Annotated in this window: 18 protein-coding genes and 1 tRNA gene; 13 read left to right on the top strand and 6 right to left on the bottom strand. The window is 66.8% G+C overall.

All coding sequences use genetic code 11. The features are described from left to right. Positions 1-435 precede the first annotated feature (435 nt). Positions 436-4,185: a PAS domain-containing protein gene (locus tag PX52LOC_RS36765; RefSeq protein ID WP_168219430.1), complete on the top strand. Its 3,750-nt coding sequence runs from the start codon at positions 436-438 to the stop codon at positions 4,183-4,185. Between the two features lie 420 nt (positions 4,186-4,605). On the opposite strand, the gene PX52LOC_RS36760 is transcribed toward PX52LOC_RS36765, so the two are convergent. Continuing rightward, positions 4,606-4,668: transfer RNA gene (locus PX52LOC_RS36760), tRNA-Ser, on the bottom strand. A gap of 5 nt (positions 4,669-4,673) precedes the next feature. Here PX52LOC_RS36760 and PX52LOC_RS41370 point away from each other — a divergent pair. The 5 genes from PX52LOC_RS41370 (at position 4,674) to PX52LOC_RS36740 (ending at position 8,231) form a co-directional block, all read left to right on the top strand. Next, positions 4,674-4,838 carry a hypothetical protein gene (locus tag PX52LOC_RS41370; RefSeq protein WP_168219429.1) on the top strand — a complete coding sequence of 55 codons (165 nt, stop codon included), beginning with the start codon at positions 4,674-4,676 and terminating at the stop codon, positions 4,836-4,838. 368 nt (positions 4,839-5,206) lie between these two features. Then, positions 5,207-5,566 carry a PadR family transcriptional regulator gene (locus tag PX52LOC_RS36755; protein WP_149114753.1) on the top strand — a complete coding sequence of 120 codons (360 nt, stop codon included), beginning with the start codon at positions 5,207-5,209 and terminating at the stop codon, positions 5,564-5,566. Beyond that, complete coding sequence (locus tag PX52LOC_RS36750) at positions 5,544-6,287, top strand: hypothetical protein (protein WP_149114752.1); 744 nt, start codon at positions 5,544-5,546, stop codon at positions 6,285-6,287. The genes PX52LOC_RS36755 and PX52LOC_RS36750 overlap by 23 nt, the downstream gene beginning before the upstream one ends. A 208-nt stretch (positions 6,288-6,495) precedes the next feature. After that, entirely contained in the window at positions 6,496-6,942 is a 447-nt protein-coding gene (locus PX52LOC_RS36745) for a hypothetical protein (RefSeq protein ID WP_149114751.1), read from the top strand. 476 nt (positions 6,943-7,418) lie between these two features. Next, on the top strand, positions 7,419-8,231 hold the full coding sequence (locus tag PX52LOC_RS36740; RefSeq protein ID WP_149114750.1) for a hypothetical protein: 813 nt from the start codon (positions 7,419-7,421) through the stop codon (positions 8,229-8,231). A 48-nt stretch (positions 8,232-8,279) separates the two neighbouring features. On the opposite strand, the gene PX52LOC_RS36735 is transcribed toward PX52LOC_RS36740, so the two are convergent. Together PX52LOC_RS36735 and PX52LOC_RS36730 are read right to left on the bottom strand one after the other, a co-directional pair. Continuing rightward, positions 8,280-8,738 carry a hypothetical protein gene (locus PX52LOC_RS36735; RefSeq protein WP_149114749.1) on the bottom strand — a complete coding sequence of 153 codons (459 nt, stop codon included), beginning with the start codon at positions 8,736-8,738 and terminating at the stop codon, positions 8,280-8,282. Between the two features lie 80 nt (positions 8,739-8,818). Then, on the bottom strand, positions 8,819-9,298 hold the full coding sequence (locus tag PX52LOC_RS36730) for a helix-turn-helix domain-containing protein (RefSeq protein ID WP_149114748.1): 480 nt from the start codon (positions 9,296-9,298) through the stop codon (positions 8,819-8,821). Positions 9,299-9,865: 567 nt separating this feature from the next. Between PX52LOC_RS36730 and PX52LOC_RS36725 the strand changes: the two genes are divergently transcribed. Further along, the gene (locus tag PX52LOC_RS36725; RefSeq protein WP_149114747.1) at positions 9,866-10,222 is read left to right on the top strand and encodes a hypothetical protein; all 357 of its coding nucleotides are present in this window, start codon (positions 9,866-9,868) and stop codon (positions 10,220-10,222) included. Beyond that, complete coding sequence (locus PX52LOC_RS36720; protein WP_149114746.1) at positions 10,219-11,502, top strand: hypothetical protein; 1,284 nt, start codon at positions 10,219-10,221, stop codon at positions 11,500-11,502. Before PX52LOC_RS36725 ends, PX52LOC_RS36720 begins: the two co-directional genes overlap by 4 nt. Position 11,503: 1 nt before the next feature. On the opposite strand, the gene PX52LOC_RS36715 is transcribed toward PX52LOC_RS36720, so the two are convergent. Then, on the bottom strand, positions 11,504-11,872 hold the full coding sequence (locus tag PX52LOC_RS36715) for a hypothetical protein (protein ID WP_149114745.1): 369 nt from the start codon (positions 11,870-11,872) through the stop codon (positions 11,504-11,506). An 80-nt stretch (positions 11,873-11,952) separates the two neighbouring features. Here PX52LOC_RS36715 and PX52LOC_RS36710 point away from each other — a divergent pair, with 80 nt between their 5' ends. From PX52LOC_RS36710 to PX52LOC_RS36695, 4 genes are all read left to right on the top strand, one after another. Continuing rightward, complete coding sequence (locus tag PX52LOC_RS36710) at positions 11,953-14,052, top strand: hypothetical protein (protein ID WP_149114744.1); 2,100 nt, start codon at positions 11,953-11,955, stop codon at positions 14,050-14,052. 65 nt (positions 14,053-14,117) lie between these two features. After that, complete coding sequence (locus PX52LOC_RS36705; RefSeq protein ID WP_149114743.1) at positions 14,118-14,576, top strand: hypothetical protein; 459 nt, start codon at positions 14,118-14,120, stop codon at positions 14,574-14,576. A gap of 114 nt (positions 14,577-14,690) precedes the next feature. Beyond that, a complete protein-coding gene (locus tag PX52LOC_RS36700; protein ID WP_149114742.1) occupies positions 14,691-15,017 on the top strand; it encodes a helix-turn-helix domain-containing protein in 327 nt (108 codons plus the stop codon). A 330-nt stretch (positions 15,018-15,347) separates the two neighbouring features. Further along, positions 15,348-16,829, top strand: coding sequence for a DNA methyltransferase (locus tag PX52LOC_RS36695; protein WP_149114741.1), 1,482 nt, complete (start codon positions 15,348-15,350; stop codon positions 16,827-16,829). 56 nt (positions 16,830-16,885) lie between these two features. On the opposite strand, the gene PX52LOC_RS36690 is transcribed toward PX52LOC_RS36695, so the two are convergent. Then, complete coding sequence (locus PX52LOC_RS36690; RefSeq protein WP_149114740.1) at positions 16,886-17,215, bottom strand: ArsR/SmtB family transcription factor; 330 nt, start codon at positions 17,213-17,215, stop codon at positions 16,886-16,888. A 215-nt stretch (positions 17,216-17,430) separates the two neighbouring features. On the opposite strand from PX52LOC_RS36690, the gene PX52LOC_RS36685 reads away from it, so the two are divergent. Beyond that, the gene (locus tag PX52LOC_RS36685) at positions 17,431-17,691 is read left to right on the top strand and encodes a hypothetical protein (RefSeq protein WP_149114739.1); all 261 of its coding nucleotides are present in this window, start codon (positions 17,431-17,433) and stop codon (positions 17,689-17,691) included. 602 nt (positions 17,692-18,293) lie between these two features. Here the strand turns inward: PX52LOC_RS36685 and PX52LOC_RS36675 are convergent. Continuing rightward, positions 18,294-18,884: a response regulator gene (locus PX52LOC_RS36675; RefSeq protein ID WP_149114737.1), complete on the bottom strand. Its 591-nt coding sequence runs from the start codon at positions 18,882-18,884 to the stop codon at positions 18,294-18,296. Positions 18,885-19,097 lie beyond the last annotated feature (213 nt).

Raw genomic sequence — 19,097 nt, 5'->3', positions numbered from 1 at the left:
TCTTCATCCCGCGACGAAACTGTGCTGGCCAATGCCGTATTCTCAACCTGCCATAGCATCGAGGAGTTGCGTGGTTCCGTCCATCACGCGAAATGTCGATCATCCCCGAATGCCGCGTAGCAGGCCACAATTCGACTCTCTCAATTCCCCTCTTTTGATCGGTGTTCTAGATTCGAGAAGCGTTAACTCGGGACGAAGTACCTTCTCGGCAAGGGGTTCAAATGGTTCACCAAACCGAGTGAGCCGTGTTTTTGAATGAATTTGCCGCCGGCTCGTAAATTTCCCCAAGGAGTCTTGTCACCTCTCGGTCCCCTCTTAATGCCCGACACCTTCGGGCACGACACGGAACCTCGACGTGAGCCCGTCGCCATGCCAAACGAATCCTCGCACTCACCGTCCGCTCAAAATGGCGGAGGGTTGCTCGGGTCCCTCTCGTTGCCCGCGCGCGTGGCGACCGTCTACTTGGCCTTCGGCCTCCTTTGGGTGTGGCTGTCCGACCGGGTGGTCTTATGGGTCGGGTTCGAACCGAGAGCAGGGTTCTGGGTTTCGGCCGCGAAGGGAACCGCATTCGTTCTCCTCTCGGCCGGCCTCGTGTACTGGCTCGTCCGTCGGTCGAGTCGGGACGTGGCCCGCACGAACGACCTCCTTGGGGCGGTGGCGAGCAGTACGTCCGACGCGATGTTCGTCAAGGATCACGAGGGCCGGTACCTCTTGTTCAACGCGGCCGCCGCGAGGTTCGTCGGGAAGGCGGTCGAGGACGTACTCGGTCGGGACGACACGTCGCTGTTCGATCCCGACAGTGCGCGGCGGGTCATGGCCCGGGACCGGCGGGTAATGGCCGGCGGCGTGTTGGAAACTTCGGAAGAAGAACTGACGGCCGCCGGGGTGACCCGAACGTACCTGGCCACGAAAGCCCCCTACCGTGACGCGGACGGGAAGGCGATCGGGGTGATCGGCATTTCCCGGGACATCAGCGACCAGGTGATGGCCGAGCGGGCGTTGAAGGACACCCAAGTGCGGTTGCTCGAAGCCCAACGACTTGCCCGGCTCGGGAGCTGGTTTTGGGAACCGATGACGGGCCGCGTCTGGTGGTCCGACGCTCTGTATGAATTGTTCGCCGTCCCGCGCGATGCGTTCTCGCCCACGGCCGAGGCGTACACGGCCCTGGTCCACCCCGAAGACCGCGGAGCGGCCGGCCGGCGGATCCAGGACTTGATGGCCGGGGCCGAAGTGGTGCGCGACGAACTCCGGATCGTTCGCGCCGACGGCCAGACGATCTGGGTCCAGACGCACGCGCGGACGACGCGCGACGCCCACGGCCGTGTCGTCCGCGTCGAGGGGATCGACCAGGACATCACCGCCCGAAAGCGGGCCGAGGGCGACCTCTTCGCCTCTCGGGAGACGTTGCGGGCGGTCCTCGACGGCATCCCCCAACGGGTGTTCTGGAAGGCGAACGACCTGACCTACCTGGGGTGCAACCGGCCGTTCGCCCAGGACATGGGGCACCGCTCCCCGGCCGACGTGGTGGGCAAGGACGACTACCAGTCCCCCTGGGCGAAGGTGGCCGACGCCTACCGGGCGGACGACCGACGGGTGCTCGACTCCGGCGAGGCCAAGTTGGACTACGAAGAGGAGTTAGTGGGCGCCGGCGGCCGGCGGTCGTGGGTGCGGACCAGCAAGCAGCCGCTCCGCGGCCCGGACGGGCGGGTGTTCGGGGTTCTCGGTACTTACGAGGACATTACCGATCGAAAGCGGGCGGAGGACGTGATCAAGGCCAGCGAGGCCCGGCAGGCGTACCTCCTCCAACTCAGCGACGCCCTCGGGTCGGTGGCCGACCCGGTCGCCGTTCAAGACGTCACCTGCCGCACCCTGGGCGAAGGGTTGGGCGTCGACCGGGCGTACTATTGCGAGGTCGAGGAGTCGGCCGGACGGATTCGGATCGCCCGGGACTTCGTCCGCCCGGGGGTGCCCAGCCTGGCCGGCGAGTACCCGATGGCCGCCTTCGGCTGGGTCGGGCCGGCATTCCGGGCCGGGCGGCCGGCGGCCGTGGCCGACGTCGCCACCGACCCGCTCATCCCCGACGCGGACCGCCCGGCCCTCGTCGCCATCCGGGTCGGGGCGTTCGTCGCCGTGCCGCTGATCCGGGGCGGGCAGATCGTCGCCTTGCTGTGCGTCACCGACCTGTGCCCCCGGGCGTGGACGCCGGCCGAGGTCGAACGGGTCGTGGACACGGCCGAGCGGACGTGGGCGGCGGTCGAGCAAGCCCGGGCAGCCGTCGCCATCCGGGCGAGCGAGGCCCGGTTCCGGACCCTGGTCGATGCCATGCCGGACGCCGTGCTCATCAACGCCGGCGATCGGATATCGTTCTGCAATCCGTCCTGCCTGCGGTTGCTCGGGGCCACCGACCTGGCCCAAGTCGTCGGCCGCCCGCCGCTCGCTTTCGTTCCCCCGGCTTTCGTCGATCAAGTTCGCGGCCGCCTGGCGACCGTGCGGGCCACCGGCCGGCCCGTATCCGAGGCGGAAGAGGAGTTGCTGCGGCTCGACGGGACCACGGTACCCGTACTCACCTCTGCCGTGCCGATCACCGACGGTGGGTCGGACGCCGTGGTCGTCGTGTTCCACGACCTGACCGCGCGGAAAAAGGTCGAGTTCCAACTCCGACACCAAGAGGCCCTCCTCCGGGAGGCGGCCGAGTTGGCCCACGTCGGCGGGTGGAGTTTCGACCCGGTCACCCGGGAGGGGGACTGGACCCCCGAGACGGCGCGCATCCACGGTGTGGACCCGACCGCCCCGCCCACCGTCTCCGCGGGGCTGGATCGATTCGCCGGCGAGGACCGGCGGCGGATGGAAGTGGCGGTCCAGGCCGCCATCGAGCACGGCACGCCCTACGACCTGGAACTCGATTTCACCGCCGTCACGGGCGAGAAGAAGCGGGTGCGGGCGACGTGCCGGCCGGTGGTCGAAGGCAGCCGTGTGGTGCGGGTCCGCGGGTCGCTCCAGGACGTGACCGCGCGGTACAACCTGGAGGCACAGTTCCGCCAGGCCCAGAAGATGGAGGCGTTCGGCCAACTCGCGGGCGGCGTGGCGCACGACTTCAACAACCTGCTCACGGTCATCAACGGGTACACTGCCCTGCTGCTCGAAGAGCTTCCCTCGGACGACCCGTCTCGGCTGCCCCTCGACGAGGTGCAAAAGGCCGGGGAGCGGTCGGCCGCCCTCACCCGACAACTGCTGGCGTTCAGCCGACAACAGGTACCGGCACCCCGGGTCCTCGATTTGAACACGGTGGTGGGCGACCTCGCCGGCCTCATTCGCCGCCTCATCGGGGAGGACGTGCGGCTCACGACCGCGTTCGCCCGCGGGTTGTGGCCGGTCCTGGCCGACGCGGGACAGGTGGAACAGGTTTTGGTCAACCTGTGCGTCAACGCCCGGGACGCCATGCCGACCGGAGGCCGGTTGGCGGTCACGACCCGCAACGCTGTGGTGGCGGCCGGCGAGACCGCGGATCATCCGGACGCCCGGCCGGGGCCGCACGCCGTTCTGACTGTGACGGACACCGGGTGTGGGATGCCGCCGGAGGTCCAGGCCCGCATCTTCGAACCGTTTTTTACCACCAAGGGGGTCGGCAAGGGGACGGGGCTAGGTCTGGCGACGGTCTTCGGGATTGTCAAACAAGCCGGCGGGCACGTGCGGGTGCGATCGGCCGTCGGGGCCGGGAGCACGTTCGAGGTGTACCTGCCGGGGGCGGCAGAGGCGGCGGTGGCTCCGGACGAGGCCATCAAGCCGGGTCTCCGGCCTCCCGCCCAAGGGCGGGAGACGGTGCTCGTGGTTGAGGACGAGGACCGCGTTCGCGCCTTCGTTCGGACGGTATTGGAAGGGTGTGGGTACTTGGTCCTGGAGGCGGCCGACGGAGCGGCGGCGGTTGCAACAGCCGCGACGCATCCGGGGCCGGTCGACCTACTGTTGACCGACGTGGTCATGCCCGGAGCCGGGGGGCGGGCGGCGGCCGAACAGGTAATTGTCCGGTACCCCAGCATCAGGGTGCTGTACATGAGCGGGTACACGGACGACGCGGTGCTCCGGCACGGGGTGGCGGTGGAAGGCGTGCACTTCCTTCAGAAGCCGTTCACCCCGGCCGCCTTGGCTGCTCGGGTACGGCAGATCCTTGACGGAAGTTGCAAATAGTGTCGATAACGGCTGCACCTGTTGACCACGTGCCTGAGGGATTGAGTCCCGCCCGGACTACCCATGCCGTCCGCCAATGAGGCCGGTCAGGACCTGATACCACTTCGCTCCCAGTCTCTCGGTTGATGCTTGGACACCTCGCGTCATCTTCTGGCATGGCCGGCGTTTTCAGTTAACTCCAGGGTACAGTTAACCCGATAGTGTGAGAGTTTTTCTCCGTTCGTCTCGGGGTGCGAGACGAACCCAAGCGTTTCGCCTCGCACCCTCGATTGCGATTTGCGAACTGGAGACTCTGGTCGAGACTTGATAAACGCGCGAAAGGCTTGGAAACAAGCCGGGAAATGCGAACGGCCGAGAGCACCCGCTCTCGGCCGTTTCCGTTAACCCGCCGGTCCAAAGTTCCGCGACCGGCCTGACGAACTCCTCCGGTAGGATTCGAACCTACGACCCGCCGGTTAACAGCCGGCCGGGGTGCCGAGCGGAATACCTTGAAATTCAAGGGAAAACGCACGCCCGTCGAGGCCACATGTCCTCCCACATGTCCCGACCTGTCGAAAGTCACCACGGCATGGCCTGACCTGCCGGACTACATTCGGAAGGCGATCCTCGCCATGATCGACGCCCATCAACAGACCGTCGCGAAAGCCGCCTGACCCTCACGCCACGATACACCCAAGCAACTTGGCATGTACCCAACGTGCCAAGATACCGCACGACATAAACCCTTGAAAACTAGGCACGTGCCAAGATGCCAAGATGTTTTTCCGAACCGACGCATGGGGTGAGGTGACGGGGAGGGAGAAGAGAAGACTTCTTCTTCTCTTCTCCCTCCCCGTTCGACGTGGCATCCTGTCCCGACGCCACGTCACCTTTTCGTGTCGAGGCCGCCTGCGATCGGAGGGGCGACCGACTCTGACCTCCTCAGCCTGACACGATGAGTTCGCCGGGTCTCCGCCGCAATGCCTCGTGGCTCGATGTATTCGGCTTGTCATACCTCGCAGCTCGTGGTATCACGGTCCCCATGACAACTGCTCGCAAGGACACCGACTTCCTCAACGGCGTGCCGGAGCTCCTGCTCCTCCGCCTGTTGGCCCGGCAGCCGATGCACGGGTACGACCTCGTCCAGGGCATCCGCCTCACGACCGGGGGCGTCCTCGCGTTCGGCGAGGGAAGCGTCTACCCGGTCCTCCACCGGTTGGAGGCCGAGGGGCTCGTCGCCGGCACCCGCGAGGCCGTCGGCGGCCGGACGCGGGTCGTGTATCGGATCCGGCCGCTCGGGCGGAAGCGGCTCGCCGCGGCCACGAGCCGGTGGGAACAGGTCGCGGCGGCCGTCGCCGCCGCGTTGAACGGAGGCGGCCATGCCGAACCGGAGTTGGGCTGAGCGGGTGGACGACGAGTTGGCCCGGCGGGGCGTGCCCGCCAGGTCCCGCCGGCGGCTGATGGCCGAGTTGCGGGACCACGCCGACGATCTCACGGACGGGGAGGGGTTGACCATGACCGACGACGTGTTGATCGCGAGGGTAGGGGAGCCGACCGTACTGGCGGCCCGGGCGGCCGAGGACTACCGGCGGGCCCGGTGGTCGTCCCGGCACCCGCTCCTGGCGTTCGGCTTGCTGCCGCTGCCGGCGACGGTGCTGGCGTTCGCGGCCACCGTGCTGGCGTTCGGCGTTGCCGCGAACGTGGGCGCGTGGCTGACCGTCGGTGACACGGACCTGCTGCCCCGGCCGGCGATGGTCGCCCTCGCGTACGGCCTGGCGTGGGGCGTCCGGTTCGTACCGTTCGTGCTCTTGGCGGTGCTTTTCACCCGGCTGTACGTCCGCGGCCGGGTGAGCCGGTGGTGGTTCGCGGCCGCGGGCGCCCAGGTGCTGACGGTCGCCGGGTCGCTCGTCTCGGCGATCCAGTTCCGGGACGACCCGGGCCAATCGACCTGGACGCTCGGCGTGGCCTGGCTGCCGGTCCCGTTGCACGACGGGTGGGCGCTGCCGTTCCTGAGCTTGGTCGGGTGGGCCCAGGTCGCCCAGGTGGCCGTGCCGTTGGGCGTCGGGGCGCTGATGGTCCGGGCGGCCCGGCGTCGCCAAGCCGTGCTCGCCGTCCCGTGCTGACGGGGGTTTTGGAGATAGAAGTGCAGGCGTCTGCGGTGGCGTTCCGTCCCGAACCTCCTCGCTTTGGGGTCGAATTTTAGCGGGCGAACCACCTCACAACCCGTTCAAATTGCGCATCTTCGCATTGCCCGCGATCAGGCCTGCTGTTCAATGACCTCTCGGACCCTCTCAGTGGGGAGGGCCGAGTACTACCCAAAGAGTCCGTTCCATGTCACGAGTTTCTGTTAGCGCGACCGTCCGAGACATCCTCACGTCCGACATCACCCTGACGGCCGACGAGGTCATCCGGAAGGCCAAGGCGATGGGCCTCACGGCGTCGGCTGACGCCATCCGAAAGTCCGTCCACAACCAGCGGGGCATCGTCACCAAGGGCCTCGGCACGAAGCCGGCCCCGTCGACCGCACGCGGGACCGTTGAGCCGAAGGCGACGACCTTGACCGCCCCCACGCCGAGCTCGGACGTTACACCGACCCGTTCCTCAGACCTCGCCTCCGTCCTGTCGAACGTCGCGCTGGTCAACACCGTCGTCGGTGTGTGCGGCGGCGTGGCGGAAGCGCGTCAGGTGGCCGAGGCCGTCGAGGCTTGCGGGGGCGTTTCCGCGTTCCTGCAGCACCTCGACCTCGTCGCCGGCATCCGCGGTGGCGCACCTCGATAATTTCACACCGGCGGCGGAGGGCACCTTTGACCGCGAAATTTTCGCCGCCAACCTGGGTTTTTCTGACATACCGGACGGCTCACTCCGTCTCCGTGCGTGCGCTCGGAAGCGAGCCAAACGTGACGCGACAAGCCGGTCGCCGAACTTTCTCACGGCGGGGTTTTGAACGCCCCACGAGGGGGGCACCCCCGAACAAAATGTACCAGTATTAGCGCCGCCTAACACCGGCGGCCAAGATTGTTCCGTGTACCACTGAACTGCCGATGGGATTTCAGAGGGACTCCACGGTGTGGCCGCACGCTTCATGTGGTAGAACCGAAAGCGTCGCGCACACCTGACCGATTCTCGCCAAACGCGAGAACCCGCCCGCCGAATTCAGTTCCCCGGGCCGAGTCGCAATTCGGAAGGCCGGAAGCGGCGGAACGTCGGGTATCCTTCCCCGCCCAACACTGCCGCAACCCAGGACGGGACCTTACATGCTCACGTGCGCGCTCCTGTTGGCCCTCGCCCCGGCCGCCCCGCCCTCCTCGACGGGTTACGTCTACGCCCCCGCGGCCGCGATCGACTACCAACTCCGGCTCCCCGCCCGCGAATACGCCCCCCAGCCCGGCGACCTCTACCTGGCCACCGAGGACTGGTTCATCGCCCGGTTCGGGCACCTCCTCGGCCACAGCGGCGCCCCGCACCACTCCGGCATCGTGTTCGCCCGGCCGGACGGCAGCCTCGCCCTGCTGGAGGCCGGCCCCGACAGCACCCTGTACATTCGCGCCCTCGACCTCATCCCCCGGATGACGCACTACGCCGACACGAAGCGGGTGTGGATGCGGGAGCGGGCGGTGCCGTTGACGGCCGACCAGTCGGCCCGGCTGACGGCGTTCGCCGAGGCGGCGGGCGGCCGCCACTTCGCCGGCCTGCGGATGTTCAAGGAGGGGACGATCTTCCGGATGAAGGGGCCGGTCCGGACGCCGCTGTTCGGCCGCCCGTTCGCCGTCAACTTCGACCCGGCGAACCCCGACCCGTCGATGCGGCGGAAGTACTTCTGTGCGGAACTGGTCACAGAGGCGTGCGTCGCGGCGGGCCTGTTCGACCCGGCGACGAGCCGGCCGACGTCGATGTACCCGCGGGAGTTGTTCTACGGCACGTCTCGGATCCCGTACCTCCGCCAGCACCTCGACCTGAGCGGGTGGTGCCCGCCAGCCCGGTGGACGCCGGCGTTGGGCGTGCAGCCGGATATCCGTCGGCGGCCGTTCATCGACGGGGACGACGGGTCGATCCGCCGACAGCCGTAATCGCGTCGCCGCGGACCGGGGTCATCTACCTCCACACGCACACCGCCGTCACCCGGTCGGCTCGTCATCCTCGGCCTCGTCGCTCTTCGGCGGGTCGAGCCCGAGGTCGCGCATCTTCTTCTCCAGCTCGCGGACCTCCCGCTTCAGTTCCCCCAACTCGCCGTACCGGTGCGGGTACTTCCGCTCCAGTAGCCACGCGGCCGCCTGCCAGTCTTCGGCCGCCGCGGCCACGATTCGCGCGACCATCTGGTGCTCGGCCCGCGACTCGGCCGCGGCCACGGCCCGGCGGAAGTCCGCGTAGATGCCCTCCGGGTACGCCTTGCCGTTCCGCAGCCACCGGCGGAACGTGGCCGGGGCGACGCCGAGTTCTCCGCACGCCGTCGACCGGAACGACCCGCGGAGGAGCAGGTCGACGAACGCCCGGAACAGGGCGTCGGTCAGCTTCGTCGGCCGGCCGTGCCGGCCGGGATCGCCGTCGTCATCGTTGGGCGGGATCGTGTCGTTCATCAGCAATTCCTCTTCGCAGGTGGTAGGAGTTTCATTCCGGAGTTGTCCACGTCGCGGGGTCCGCCCGACGCGATCGGACCTTACCCCGCCCCGCCGTCACTCTCGCCGATCGCGTCGTTCGGCAATCCCAAGTCGCGGACGGCCTTGCCCACTTCCTTCTCCAGTTCGCAGAGTTTTCGCTTCAGGTCGCTCAACTCCCCGCGGCACTGACCGTACCGGCCGGGGTACTTCCGCTCCAGCCACCAGACGAGGTACTTGGGGTCTTTCTTCCCGGCCGCCAGGATGAGGCGAAGGGCGTTCGCCTCCGCCCGGGCCTCGGCCCCCTCGACCGCGGCCCGAAATTGCCCGTACCGGCCCCGCGGGTACCGCTTCCCGGCTTGCATCCAGCGGGTAAACGTCGTTTTCCCCACGCCGAGATTTCGGCACGCCGTCGAGCGGAAACAGCCCTCCAGGAGCAATTCCACGAACAATTGCCACAGTTCGTCGGTGAGTTTCGTCGGCCGGCCGGGGCGCCGCCGCCCACCGTCGTCGGGGTCGGCGGGCGGGGGAACGGTGCTCATGGGCGTCTCCGAAGGGGTGGACCGCACACGTTTGCGGTCCACCCACGGGTTTCGAACTCGGCGTGGCGACGGCTTCACAGGCCGTCGCGATCAAAAGCCACTTCGGCCCTTGATGTCGAGATGATGTCCCCCACGCCGCCCCACGCCAGACCCACACGGCCCCGCCCCGACGGGTGCGACTCAAAACTCGGTCACTTCCTGCGGGTGGCGCCCGTGACCTCCCGGGAGCCAGGTCGCCCCACCACGCGACAAAACTCCCCATTACCCCTGCTGGCAGCTCGCCGACTCGGAACGGATCAATCTCCCTCCCCCTCAAGGGGGAGGGGTGGAGGCTGATGACACCGCAAACGTCTGCGGTGCCACCGAGACCGACCGTTCGCCATGACGATGGCATTTGATGGCAGCGGGCAACCCCCGTCAAAAACCCCGCGATTTCGTGCGCAGAACGCCCGCACGCCGCCCCACGCGGCCGGCCCAAAACGCCGGGGACATCTCAGGGGCATGAAGCGAATCATCCGGCGAGCGCTGCGCCGCCTACTCGGCATCCGTCAGACGGAAAACTTGTTCGTGTACGTCGTGAACGATCGTCAGTTTCACGCTGATCCGACCGAAATCGACATGCGGTTCAGGATGCACGGCGGGATGAAGTGGCGGTGCTTGGTGCGAGAGATCGTGAGGACGCACGCGATACTTGCCGCCAGAGATGGCCACGGCTTGACAGAAAGCGACCGCGAGGAAGCGGTCGCGCTTCGAGATGAGGCCATGAGGCACCTCGCCCGGTTGATTCGGTGCGTTTTCCGGCTACCCCCGGTTAACCCTGAGACGGGCCTCGGTGTGACGGTCGCGCAGGCCGTTGGGCTGGCCATTTCTTACTCGCGGTTCATCGACCAAGAACACGCCCGATTGATGAGAGGCAAAGCGTGAACGACCCCCGCCACAACCCCGACCTCGACGAGGCGTTCGGCGTCTCCCAGCCACCCGCCACGCCGGCCGCGCCAGCGGCCGAGAAGTCGCAGTCACGGGACGAGTTGACCGACCCGAAACTCGCCGCCGCACTTGATCGACTGACGGCGACCGTCGAGAGGATCAACACGGGGCGGAATGGGGAGTCCTCGGAGAATGACACGCAGGGGATTAAGGGTGAAACGGTCGAGCGATGGGGCCGCGTCGGGGAACTGATCGGGGCGGCGAGCGCGAGGATCATTTCGGAAGCACTGTCGCGCATTCAAACCGCCCAGACGGGTGAGGTGAAAGGCTCGCAGGCGGGGCCGCAAACGTCTGCGGTGTCGAAGCCAGGGCGGATGGCTCGGGCGGCGGACGCCTTCCGGAAAACGCGGGTCGGGCGATGGGCCATGGGGAAAGCAACCCGGTGGGCGAACAATTCCCGGGTTGGGAAGGCCGCTGGGGGAACGATCCGCAGTTTCCTCACGAAGACGGGCGTCGGGCGGAAGGCCGGCGAGTGGGCGACGACGCAGGCCACCCGCTACGGCGGCAAGGCGGCGGGAGAGGTGGTGGGGCAGTTCGTCGGGCGAGCGGCCGGGACCGCGGCCGGCGCGGAAGCCGGGGCCGCGGTCGGCTCGGTCGTGCCGGGCCTGGGGACGCTGATCGGGGCCGTCGTGGGTGCAGCCCTGTCGAAGGCGATGAGCGGCGGGCCAGCGGAAGGCGGCAAACCGGGGGGCGCTCCCGTCAGATCGCCCGGTGGCTTCGCGGGGAACGCGACAGATTTGTTGATGAGCGCGGCCGAGAAGCTCGGGAAGTTCAAAGAGGAGACGGAGGAGAGCAGTCGGAAGCTCACGGAGATGAATCGGAGCTTCGCGCAGTTCTCGGGCCTCATGGCCCGCGTGTCGGCGATCCAAGACGCCTCAGAGGGCATCCGGTCCCGCGAGAAAGGCGACCGCCTTGCGGCTTCAGCCGAGTTCTTGATGGAGAGTCAGCAGAAAAAAAAGGACAGCGAGAAGGAGTCCGAAATTTTCTGGGGCCGGATGGATAACTATGTCGCCGGGCTGAAGAACGACCTCATCGCGTACATCAACGTGCCGCTGAACAAAATGTACCTCCTGCTGAATCGCGCAGTTGAAGGGCAGGAGACGGGCAAGATCAACAACATCGGCGAGGCAGGCCGCAAGCTGGTCGAAGAAATTGAAAAAGAGGAAGCGGAGGCCCAGAAGCGTCGGGACGAACTCGAAAAGGGCGGCAAAAAGTGACCTATGGATGGTGCGCACCCTTGCCGTTGTGTGGGGGATTAACCCGCTTAGGTTTCGGGTTTTCGCCTGCCGCCTGTTGTCGTTCTTCTTCCTCCGTTTGTTCCACGAGCTTCCGACCGGCCTCGCCGATATTGTTGACGCCGGCCCGCTCGTATTGTCGGATTCGATCTTCGTGTTCCTCGGCCTGTTCACGAGCTCGGAGCCGCTCCTGGCTCATCTGCGGCTGGCGGAACATCCAGAGGCCGAGCAGCACGACTACGCCGCAGCTCAAGCCGGCGACTAGGCCGGCCAGGATCAAACCGTTGTTGGGCGAGGCTGTCCGGGGGCGCGGTTCGTAGTCATCGCGGCGGTCGCCGTTGAAGCTCGGCATGGGAGGCCCTCGGAGGTTCTCTCAGTGTCGCAGGAATTTGTGTAGTGGGCAATGTGTAGGAGTTACTAGAGGGGTGAATCATGGCGGCAACGTCATCGGTCCAATTCCAGTTTGGTTCGGTCGTACTCGCAAACACGGTCAGCCAGTACCACCCCGGCCCGTACTTGGACCCGCCCGGGATGAACGTGATCGGGACGAGGCACAGCTTGAAAGTCAAAGGCACGCTGGCCAAGGGGTTGCCGCCCGCCATCTCCGGGGAGACGCCGGCCGAGACGCTCGGCCGCATGAAAAGTGAACTCATGCGGCACCGGAGGTACTTCCTGTACGCCCCGTTCGGGACGGTCGTGGTCGAGGTCGGTGACCCGGACAACCCCAACGACCCGCTCAGGAATTTGGACATCGCGAACGGGCCCGAGTGCAAGGGCTTTACGGTGATCGCGATCGCCGAGGCGTGCATTGAAATCGAGGTCGAGATCGAGGCCACCACGCTCGCTTGCACGACGGATCCGAAGCGGGTCATCCTCTCGCACACGTTCCGCCAGCGGGAGACGTACGACCGCCGCGGGTACTGCACCCTCACCACGGACGGCCTGATTGCGATCCGGTCCGACATGGCCCGGAACAAGCGCGTGTGGCAGATCCTCGACGAAGCCGACCTCAACGGCACGCGGGACGGGTATCAGCTCATCGAGCCGATTGAGCACGGGTTCGTGGACGCGCGGAACTTGGTTCTCGCCTACACGCGGACGGAGAAGGAGTTCGACACGCGGCCGACGGACGACGCCCCGGAGTGCGAGGCCGACTTGATCTTCCACAACCCGGGCAACAACGCGGCGGCGCAGGCGGTGGGCATGGTGCGGATGAAGGGGGCCAAGGGCGTCAAGCGGTCGGCCCTGCTCGTGAAGGCGCTTCGTATCATCACCAACATCTCGCGGAAGTTCGAAGTCGTGCGAGACGGCAAAACTGCGCCGATCCTGTCCACGCGCATCCGGGTCGGGGTCATGGACAACGTGGTGGAAATCCAACAGACCATTCAGGCCGACCCCCAGAAGTTCAACGACACCACCGGTAAGTTGCGAGCGGACCTGTTCGACGGGTACGGGTTCGAGGGGCCGGGTAGCCCGGCCTTCGTGCCACCGCTTTACGAGAAGCAGAAGGACGACATCGAGCGAGCCGCGTTCCAAGAGCCGTGCGCGAGTTTGGCTGACCCGGTGGCGTCGGCCGGGAAAGACACCAGCACCACCCGACCGCCTCGCCCTCAAGGCCAGCCAGCAAGCGCCCTTACTGGCTCCGCTCAGACGCCGACAGCCGGCCCGACGGCCGGCGGCGGTGGCGTTGGCAGCACGACCATAACGGTTGGTCCGAACAGCCAAATCATCGACCTGGAGTCCGAGCAGTTCATTCGCGACTTCTTTTTCCCGAACCTCTCAACTTCGCCCGGCGGTGGGGCGGTGCCCTTGGCCGTTCTGGCCGACTATAGCCCGATCCCCGGCGGCGGAGGTTCGTCGGCCGACACGTCCTTCGGCGCGTTCGGTTCCAACCCGATCACCGGCACCTCGGCCACGCCGACCAAACCGGACCCCGTTGACTCCCCGAACCCGTACACGGCTTACAACATCCGGCTGAAGATCAGTCACACGACGGGCCTGAAGAGTTATGCCTCCGCCGGCCCGCAGCATACGGACGGGAACCGTGCGCCGTCCTGCCTGGTGCGAATCAACAACGGGAAGACACAGATGAGTGTCATTTGGTCGGCCACCCGATGGGGCGTGCCGCCCCAGATTCCCGACCCGGTCCCGGAAGATCCGAACTACGTCCTGACGGGCGTGGATTACCTCGGGGATGAGGTCGTCACGAACCCGGAAACGGGCGCGATCCGGTACGTGAAAGCCGGTTCGTACCAGTACGACATCCTCGCGGCCAACGCGGCCAAGCTGTTCGACCTGCTGCCCCCGCAGATCGTCCGAACGGTCCAGCGGCAGTACCCGGACGGCCTGCCGGGAGCGACGGTCGCCCGCGACATCATCTGGTGGGGGTTCCGGAAGGCCAAGCCGACCACCCTCTTCGGCGACGGTGACGCGGTCGCCACGCCCCCGCCGAACCCGACGAACCCGCTGCCGATCGACGGCATCACCGGGCCAGGGGCCCTCGGCGGGTACCACCCGAACCCCGGCGGGTGACCACCGCAGACGTCTGCGGTGGTCACCCCGGAATCTCAACGACCCTCACCGCCCCAGGAGCCGACATGACCCCGGACCAACTCACCCGCCGCGCCGCCGCATGCGTGGAGCAGTTGCTCACATTCGTCACGGCCAACGGGTTCGGCCCCGCGGTCCACGCTCAACTCACGTTCCACCTGAGCGACGCCGGCGGCGCGTTCGTCGTGCCGTTCACGGTCACGCCGGCGGCCGCGGCCACTCCGGGCGAAACGCCGGTCGCGCGAAGCGTGTCGGCGGCGGCGTTCCTGGGCGCGACGGCCGGGCGGATCCAGGAACTGTGCTGCGTGGCCGCGTGCCGGCCGCCCCTCCTCCTGAATCCCAACGGCCTGAACGACGACCTTGACCTCGAACACCTCGCGCCGGTCGACGTCGCGGCGGTCGAACTGGCGACCGGGTTCGCGGGCGATGACGGCCCGAGCGGTTCTCAGGTGGACCGGTGGCACTGGCAGACCGGGGAAGCGTTCACTCAACCGGCCGTGTGCTGAGACTGCACTCCCACCGCAATCGCTTGCGGTGTCGCCCGGCACGGGGCGAGATCACCCTCCGCCCACCGCAAACGCTTGCGGTGGCTTCCAGAATCTTTCAACAGGACGTGACGTATGAGCGCAACCCCGACCTTGCCCGCCGCGAGCGCGGAACCGCTGGCCCCACTGCCGATTGTGACCCCGGCCGACGGCCCGCGGCTGTACACGCTCGCCGAGGCGGGGGCGCGGCTGGGCGGGCTGACGGGAGCCGCGGTCCAGAACTACATCGCCGCCGGCCGCCTCCGGGCCGTCCGCCTGAACGAGTCGACCAAGCCGCGGTTCGTCCGGGTGACGGCCGCCGACCTCCAGGCGTTCATCGAGTCGCTTCAGGAGTACGCGGGCCAGCCGTGCCGAGTGCGGGGGCAACGGGATCGCCGATCCAATCATCTCGCACAGGGCTAACGGCAAACTTGGCGATCGAACTGCGGGGAACGGGGTGGGACAAGGGTCGCCGTTCCGCCGAGAGCCGGCTCCATCTCGCGAAATGATACGTCGCCTTGGGATCTGAGTCGCAGACGCCTGTGCTCGGAGTGCATCGAATCAGGGCGAAATTACGTTCCAGATTGAGATTGGCCGGTCTTACTAGTGAGCGAATAATCAGTTCTGCACGTTAGTTCATACGCTCTCAAGAATCCCAGATTCTTCTTGCCTTGGGTCTTCCCCTCCTCGATCATCGCTTTCCCAACTACCACTCCCGGCACGGTCGCCGCACCCCCTGATCCGACCGTCCCCATGCCTTCCAAGAAATCCCTCACGGCCAAGCCCGCCCGCAACCTCTTCTCGTCCACCTTGGACGCCCAAAGCATCTTCCTGGGCGACAACCTCGATGTCTTGAAGGGGATCCCGAATAAGTCCGTCGACCTCATTTACATCGACCCGCCGTTCAACAGCGATCGGAACTACGAAGTGTTCTGGGGCGACAAGAAGGAACTGCGCACGTTCGACGACCGACACGGATCGACCGGGGCGTACATCGATTTCATGCGGCCACGGTGCTTGGAACTGGCCCGCGTCCTCAAGCCGACCGGCAGTTTCTATTATCATTGCGATTGGCACGCCAGCCACTACGTCAAGGTGATGCTCGACCAGATTTTCGGCGAGAACAACTTCCAGAACGAAATCGTGTGGAAGCGGTTCTCGGCCAAGAACGATGCCGTGCGCTACGGCCGGGGCCACGACGCCATCTTCTTCTACACCGGATCCAAGGCCTACACTTGGAACCCAAAGTACGGCCCCTTCGAGCCGGACTACGTCGAACAGAACTACCGGTACACGGAGGAGGGCACTGGCAGGCGGTATCGGCTCAGCGACTTGACCGCCAACAAGGGCGGCGGCGACGTGGATTACGAGTGGCACGGGATGCTGCCGTACAAGGGCCGGCACTGGGCTTACTCCCGTGAGAAGATGGACCAGTTCCTGGAAGAAGGCCGGATCGTCTTCCGCAAGACCGGGATGCCGGTCTACAAACGATACCTCGACGAGATGCCGGGCGTGCCGTTGCAGGACGTGTGGACGGATATCCGCCTCCACGCCGGGGCGAAGGAGCGGATCGGGTGGCCGACCCAGAAACCGCTCCCACTCCTCAAGCGGATCATTGAGGCGAGTTCAAACCCCGACGACATCGTCCTTGACGCATTTTGTGGTTGCGGCACAGCCTTGGTCGCAGCCCAGAACCTCGGCCGTCGGTGGATTGGCATCGATGTCTCCCCGACGGCGTGCCGGGTCATGGCCGATCGGCTCACCAGCGTCTGCCACCTGAAGGAAGATCGGGACTTCCGCGTCATCGGCATGGAGTTCGACCCGGTCGCGCTCCGCCGGATGCCGCCCTTCGAGTTCGAGAACTGGGCCGTCATCTCGCTCGGTGGCGTCCCCAACCGGGCGAAGGTCGGGGACAAGGGCATCGACGGTCGCATCTACCCGACGCACGCCCTGCCGAAGAAGGCGAAGAAGCCGCGGCAGATGACGATCTTCGACAATTGGTATCCGATCCAGGTGAAACAAACGGACAAGATCGGCCGCCCGGACGTCGACCAGTTCGAAGCCGTGATGGTCCGCGAGAACCGGCCGAAGGGGTTCATGGTCGGGTTCGAGTACACGAGCGATGCCCGACGGGAGATCGACCGCTTCCTGCGAAGCGCGAAGCGGGCCATCATCCCCGTGACGGTCGAGCAGATCCTCGACGCCGACCCGGAACTCGCCCGGAAGTTGGTGTGATTTCCGAAGGGCAGATCTTCGACGCGGGCGAGGCGCGTCCCGGGCGATGACGTAGCTCACGTCCCCGCCGTCCGTCCGATGCTGATCCGCCACCCGCCGAAGTGCAGGGTGCCGAGTTCGTCGTCCTTCCGGGACGGCACGAAAACGCCTGGGACGAAGTGGTAGACGACATGCCGCCCTTCCTTGGTGTGGGCGAGCACCCCGGCCGCCCTGAGCACGCCCAGGTGGTGCGAGACGTTGACAAAGGCCCCTCTGATCCGCCGCGCGAGGACGCCGACGGTACACGGGCCACTCTGGGCGATCTCGTGGACGAGTTGGATGCGAGTGGCTTCCGACAGGGCCGTGAGTTGCTCGGCCAACGTGCGGGCGGCTCGGGGTTCGGTCATGGGTTCTGACGTTCACAGCCCCGCGCGACGCTCGCGGGTAGGTAAGGAAGCGTGGGCGAGAGGCACGCCCCGACGGCTGACGATAACGGCCGACGGGGCGGGGAGCAAGTAGGATTCGGACGCGGTCGTTCGCACCTTGCTTGACGAGTCCGGGCCCTTCCGCGGTGGTGCGCGAGTCGATCGGGTGTAAGATAGAGGCATTTTAGGATTTGCCCGTGGCCGCACCCTCGCCGAGAGAGTCCCTGGAATTGCTCCGCGCCCGGTACGACGAGTTGGTGAAGGAAAGCGCGGACCTGAAGCGCCGGGCCGAGGCCTCCCTCGCCTCCGTCACGGCCGCCCTGGTGGAGGAGCAGGAGATGGTGGGGCGGGTGTACGAGTCACTGCGGCTCTTCCACGAGGAGAACCTCCGACTCTTACGCGGGATCGAAGGCGACCTCGCGGCGTTGGCCGAGCAATCGGCGGCGAGGGAGTCCTGAGGAGCCGACTGGTCCGGGCACCGCAATTCCTCCCTCAATCGGCCGCCCGATCGGCTATATCGCGTATCCTGACCGTGCCGCCCGATCGCGGTCCCGACGACGGGGTTCGGCCGATCGACTCCGGCCGCAGTCGTGGTCCGCGGCGAGTGCCAAGTGGGTGACGTGCCCGTGAACCGCCGCAGCCCGCACCCCGCTCCAATCTGGCGGGGCGAGTGCCGGTGTAACGATTCGCCGGCGCAGGCTCATACACTGTTCGGCGGCAGAGGAAACACAGATGGCAACGTGGCGGAAAGGTGATCTCGTCGAGTTTGACGGTCGGCTCGCGGTCGTTGTCGGCGCTGAGGGCGAGCCTGGCGTGCCAGAAGAGCACGTCAACCTATGGTTCGGTGAGCCGCAAAGCGTCCGAAAGTCCGAGGGCGGATCGGGTGGTCATGTGCCGATCCTGCGGCCAGTGCCCGAGGAGTATTGCCTACCCACACCACCTGCGAATGTGCGCCACTGACCAAACTCAAGACGAACGGCGATACGCTGGAACCGCCACCCCGTTGACCCGTTGACCTCTCGCTCGGCCAGACACGCCCGGGGTCCGCCATGGTGTATCGTCACTCCCCCGCGGGCGGCTGGTCGCCGTGCTGCTTCTGGACCAAGTCCGTGACCTGGGCCTTCAAGTCGACCACCTCGTCCTTAAGGTCTCGGACCTCGACCTGGACCTCCTGGATCAGGTCCTTGGTTGCCCCGGCTAGCTCGACGTTCCGCTGGGCCAACTCGTGCGTCTGGGCGGCGAGGGCGGCGTTCCGCTCGGCCAACGCCGCGGCCCGCTCGGCCGCGTTCTCGATTCTGTCCAACACGCTCAACACCTCCCGCAGGCGGTTTAGGTCGACGGGCTTGGTCAGGTGGTGGGAAAACCCGGCGGCCGCGACTTTCGCGGCCCGGTCGGCGTCCGAGTAGGCCGTCAGGGCCACCAGACGCGCCCGCCGCAGGGACGGGGTGGCCCGCACGAGTGCCGCCAACTCGTACCCGTCGACGCCCGGCATGGCGATGTCCGACACGACGCAATCCGGCGGCCGGGCGACGGCCGCCGCGTACCCGGCCCGGCCGTCGTAGGCCACCTCGGCGGCGTGGCCCCAGAGGCCGAGGAGGGTGGCCAGGCTGTCGGCCGCGTCCCGGTTGTCATCGACGATCAAGACGCGCATGCGGGTCACCGAGCGGGGGAAGGGGTTGGGGCGTCCCCCATGCTAGGCTCGTTGCCCTCGGCCTTGCCAACGTATGCCGCGGCGGACAAATGACCATGCCTTCGGGATCGCTTGCCACGACCGCGGGCACGCCGAGCCCCGTCGCCGGGACGGCCGGAAGGAGGAGATCCTGAATACTCCAGCTCCATCCAAAAAACGGGCAACTCCTGACAG

This window comes from Limnoglobus roseus, assembly GCF_008254045.1.
GTDB lineage: Bacteria > Planctomycetota > Planctomycetia > Gemmatales > Gemmataceae > Limnoglobus > Limnoglobus roseus.
This window is presented reverse-complemented; position numbering and strand designations above follow the sequence as displayed.